Origin of the sequence: Streptococcus sp. DD10 (assembly GCF_001578805.1) — a bacterium.
Taxonomy (GTDB): Bacteria; Bacillota; Bacilli; order Lactobacillales; family Streptococcaceae; genus Streptococcus.
In genome coordinates this window covers 18,839-23,243 of the sequence record NZ_KQ969165.1, presented here as the reverse complement: position 1 = coordinate 23,243, position 4,405 = coordinate 18,839, and the positions used below count along the sequence as shown (strand labels likewise).

Annotated in this window: 5 protein-coding genes; all 5 read right to left on the bottom strand. The window is 45.5% G+C overall.

Features of this window, described 5'->3' with window-relative positions; translation table 11 throughout:
- Nucleotides 1-13: 13 nt before the first annotated feature.
- A complete protein-coding gene (nusB, locus tag STRDD10_RS08980) occupies nt 14-442 on the bottom strand; it encodes a transcription antitermination factor NusB (RefSeq protein WP_067195265.1) in 429 nt (142 codons plus the stop codon).
- Nucleotides 435-824: an Asp23/Gls24 family envelope stress response protein gene (locus STRDD10_RS08975; protein WP_067195262.1), complete on the bottom strand. Its 390-nt coding sequence runs from the start codon at nt 822-824 to the stop codon at nt 435-437. Before STRDD10_RS08975 ends, nusB begins: the two co-directional genes overlap by 8 nt.
- A gap of 19 nt (nt 825-843) precedes the next feature.
- Nucleotides 844-1,404, bottom strand: coding sequence for an elongation factor P (gene efp / locus STRDD10_RS08970; protein ID WP_067195259.1), 561 nt, complete (start codon nt 1,402-1,404; stop codon nt 844-846).
- 58 nt (nt 1,405-1,462) lie between these two features.
- On the bottom strand, nt 1,463-2,524 hold the full coding sequence (locus STRDD10_RS08965; RefSeq protein ID WP_067195256.1) for a M24 family metallopeptidase: 1,062 nt from the start codon (nt 2,522-2,524) through the stop codon (nt 1,463-1,465).
- Nucleotides 2,517-4,405: excinuclease ABC subunit UvrA (gene uvrA, locus STRDD10_RS08960; protein WP_067195253.1), on the bottom strand; the 1,889-nt coding region annotated here is incomplete at its 5' end. The genes STRDD10_RS08965 and uvrA, both read right to left, overlap by 8 nt.

Below are 4,405 nucleotides of genomic sequence, written 5' to 3'. Positions count from 1 at the left end.
AAAACGCGATTTTTTAGTCAATCATTACAAACTGACTCAAAACTCCATTCACAAAACGAGCTGATTTTTCATCTGAGAAATTCTTCGCCAGCTCGATAGCTTCGTTGACCGCTACTAGTTGCGGTGTATCAAACTCAGTCATCTCATAGAGCCCGAGACGGAGGATATTTTTCTCCACCAAGGTCAGGCGGTCCACTGTCCAGCCAGCCTTGAGGTGCTGGGCAATCTTGTCATCCAAGTCTGCCTTGGAAGTACGAACACCATTGACCAGATTGAGCAGAAAGGCAGGAAGATTCATTTCTTGTTCTTCCTTTGGTTCCCGATCATGGAGATAAGCAAAACGACAAGCTTCAATCACATCCCCATCATATTCGAGACTCATAAGTGCTTGAAAAGCGCGTTCACGCAAATCACGTCTAGATTCTAATAATACATCAGTCATTGAGGAAATCCTCATTAAACAAATCTTCGAGTTTCGGCTTTGGTGTCTTATCTGGAACAATACCAGCTACATGAATGTTCACTGCTGAGAGCTCGACATCAGCCATTTCAAGAACAGAGTCTTTTACAGCTTTTTGGATCGCCATAGCTGTTGTTGGAACACTAACACCATACTGAAGATAAAGATAGATGTCTGTTGTGAGTTCTCCCTCAACTTCTTTCAAATAAACGCCTCGCCCTAATGAGAGTTTGGTCAGAGTATCTGAAACAGAACTATTTGAAAATGAATGGACACCGTCTACCTTGGCTGTCGCAATTGCAATAATTTTTTCTAGTACACGTGGTGCGATGACGATGTCGCCTAGTTGTTCTTCAATTCCCATAATGTCCCCTTCCTAGAGATTAGGCACGAGAAACGTACGTTCCTTCTGCAGTATTGATAATAAGTTTTTGTCCAACTTCGATAAAATCTGGTACATTAACCACCAAACCAGTCTCAAGTGTTGCTGGCTTACCAGAACCTGTAACCGTTGCACCCTTGATAGATGGTTGCGTATCAGTGACTGTCAACTCAACTGTTGTCGGCACCGTTACACCGATAACTTCACTTCCATAGAACTGAATTTTAACATCTGAGTTTTCAAGAATAAATTTCAGTTCTTCTGCTACATTAACAACAGGAATTTCATACTGATCGTAAGTTTCAGTATTCATAAAGTAGGCAGTGTCATCCATTTGGTATAAGTATTGAGCAGGCACTGTTTCAATAATCGCTTGTTCAAACTTTTCTTCTGGACGGTAACTAGTATCAAATGTTGATCCAGTACGAACATCACGCAATTTCATCCGCATGATCGTATTTCCTTTACCTGGTTTGTGATGACTTGCTTCTAAAACACGGATTAATTTTCCATCAGTTGTTTCAAAAGTCATTCCTGCCTTCAATTTACTTGCTTCAATCATGTTTAATACCTCTTAAAAATATTATTACTCTTTATTTTATCATAGTTTAAAGATTTTCTCAAATAACAATCAATTCTTTCGGTGCTAGGGTCAATAATTCACATCCTGTTTCCGTAATTAGGATATCATCCTCGATCCGCACGCCGTATTTATCTTCCAGATAAATGCCGGGCTCATCAGTCAAGACCATGCCAGCTTGGATAACTTCTTTGGACTGTTGGTTAAAGTAAGGTTCCTCATGGATATCTAGACCAATCCCGTGACCAATCCCGTGGGTAAAGTAGTCACCATAACCTGCCTCAATGATAATGTCACGAGGAATCTTATCAAAGTCACGGAAACCAAGACCAGCCTTGGCTTGATCGATCAAAGCTTGGTTAGCTTTTAAAACAGTAGTGTAAATCTCTGCTTGCTCGTCACTAACATGACCCAGATAAATTGTCCGTGTCATATCGCTGACATAGTGGTCGTAGAGACAGCCAAAGTCCATAGTAATCGCTTCTCCCAACTCAACCGGCTTGTGCATGGGGTGAGCATGGGGCTTAGAGGAGTTGACCCCGCTAGCCAAGATGGTATCAAAGGACAAGCCAGCAGCCCCCAACTCCCGCATGCGAAAGTCTAGGAAGTTGGCAATCTCAATCTCAGTCTTACCAGGCTTGATATAGTCTAGCGCATCACGAAAAGCTTGATCTGAGATGGAACAAGCCTTGCGAATAGCCGCAATCTCAGACTCATCCTTGAGAATGCGTAGTCCCTCTACAAACTGACTCTGAGAAAGCAATTCCAAACCTGCAAAGCTAGCCTCCATCCGACTGTGATAGGCAACTGAAATCTCATCTTCAAAACCGATGCGAGACAAGCCCATATCCTTGACAATGCCTGCAATGACAGCCAATTCATCACGATCTGCTACTATTTCAAATTCTGGCGCTTCTTCTTTGGCTGCAATGATATAACGAAGGTCCGTCACCAAGACTTGACGGTCTGGTGTGATCAAAACAGTCCCGTTTGACCCCCAAAAACCTGTCAAATAATAGACATTTTTCAGGTTGTTAATGATCATGGCCTCCAAGCCTTGGGCTGCCATTTTTTCTAAAAATCGTTCCACACGTTTATTCATGCTCTAACTTTCCTTTCAAATACTGTCCTGTGTAGCTAGCTTTATTAGCCGCTACTTCTTCTGGTGTTCCGGTTGCGATGATGGTTCCCCCACCGACACCGCCTTCTGGTCCTAGGTCGATGATGTGATCTGCCGTTTTGATGACATCCAGATTGTGCTCGATGACAAGGACGGTATTGCCATCGTCAACAAAGCGGGCTAAGACCTTGAGGAGACGGGCGATATCCTCGGTATGAAGTCCTGTCGTTGGCTCGTCCAAAATGTAGAAGGATTTGCCAGTCGAGCGTTTATGGAGCTCACTGGCCAGCTTCATGCGCTGGGCCTCTCCTCCAGAAAGGGTGGTAGCTGGCTGCCCCAGCGTTACATAGCCCAACCCTACATCCTTGATGGTTTGGAGCTTACGTTGGATTTTTGGAATGTGTTGGAAAAATTCCACCGCATCGTTGACCGTCATATCTAGAACCTGCGAGATATTTTTTTCCTTGTAATGAACTTCTAGGGTTTCACTATTGTAGCGAGTCCCATGACAGACTTCGCAGGCCACATAAACATCCGGCAGGAAGTGCATCTCAATCTTGATAATCCCATCACCCGAACAGGCTTCACAACGGCCACCCTTAACGTTAAAGCTAAAACGCCCCTTTTTGTAACCGCGAATCTTGGCTTCATTGGTTTGGGCGAAGAGGTCACGGATGTCGTCAAAGACACCTGTATAGGTCGCAGGGTTGGACCGCGGTGTCCGTCCAATCGGGCTTTGGTCAATGTCAATCAAGCGATCCACATGTTCAATGCCCGTGATTTTCTGGTGTTTACCTGGTTTATCGGAGTTGCGATTGAGCTTTTGTGCAATGGCTTTTTTGAGAATGCTGTTAATCAAGGTTGACTTACCTGAACCCGACACACCCGTAACCGCGATGAACTTCCCAAGTGGAAAACGAGCGGTCACATGCTGCAAGTTATTCTCACTAGCCCCTATCACTTCGATAAAACGGCCGTTGCCGACACGGCGCTCTTCTGGTACTGGGATGGAGCGCTTGCCAGATAGGTACTGACCCGTGATAGACTTACTGTTGCGAGCCACCTGCTTGGGTGTCCCTGCAGCAACGATCTCACCGCCAAAAACACCAGCACCAGGACCCACGTCAATCAGATAATCCGCCTCCCGCATGGTATCTTCATCATGTTCTACCACGATAAGAGTATTCCCTAAGTCGCGCATCTTTTTAAGACTAGCAATGAGGCGGTCATTGTCCCGCTGGTGAAGACCGATAGACGGTTCATCCAGGATATAGAGAACCCCTGACAAGTTCGATCCGATCTGGGTTGCCAAGCGAATGCGCTGGCTCTCGCCACCAGACAAGGTCCCTGCAGAACGAGACAGGGTCAGATAGTTGAGCCCCACGTTGTTGAGGAAGGTCAAGCGATCCTTGATTTCCTTGAGAATAGGACGCGCAATGGTTTCTTCATTTTCAGACAGGGTCAGCTGACTCACCAACTCCAAATGATCCGCGATTGAAAGATCAGAGATTTCACCGATATGGAGTCCTTGCTCACCTCCGACACGAACGGAGAGGGCTTGATCATTGAGGCGGTAGCCATGACAGGTCGCACAGGTCAGTTCATTCATGTAGAGACGCATCTGGGTGCGGGTATAGTCACTATTGGTCTCATGGTAGCGGCGGTTGATATTGGTCACTACACCTTCAAAGGGGATGTCAATATCCCGTACACCACCAAATTCATTTTCATAGTGGAAATGGAACTCTTTCCCCCCAGATCCAAAAAGGATCAAGTTTTTATCCGCTTCGGACAAGTCCTCAAAAGGTGTCTCCATGTCCACTCCAAATTGTTCCATGGCTTGCTCCAGCAACTGCGGATAAT

Coding starts and splice junctions, on each gene's coding strand:
- nusB (WP_067195265.1), bottom strand. CDS start 442: ATGACTGATGTATTATTAGAATCTAGACGTGATTTGCGTGAACGCGCT.
- STRDD10_RS08975 (WP_067195262.1), bottom strand. CDS start 824: ATGGGAATTGAAGAACAACTAGGCGACATCGTCATCGCACCACGTGTA.
- efp (WP_067195259.1), bottom strand. CDS start 1,404: ATGATTGAAGCAAGTAAATTGAAGGCAGGAATGACTTTTGAAACAACT.
- STRDD10_RS08965 (WP_067195256.1), bottom strand. CDS start 2,524: ATGAATAAACGTGTGGAACGATTTTTAGAAAAAATGGCAGCCCAAGGC.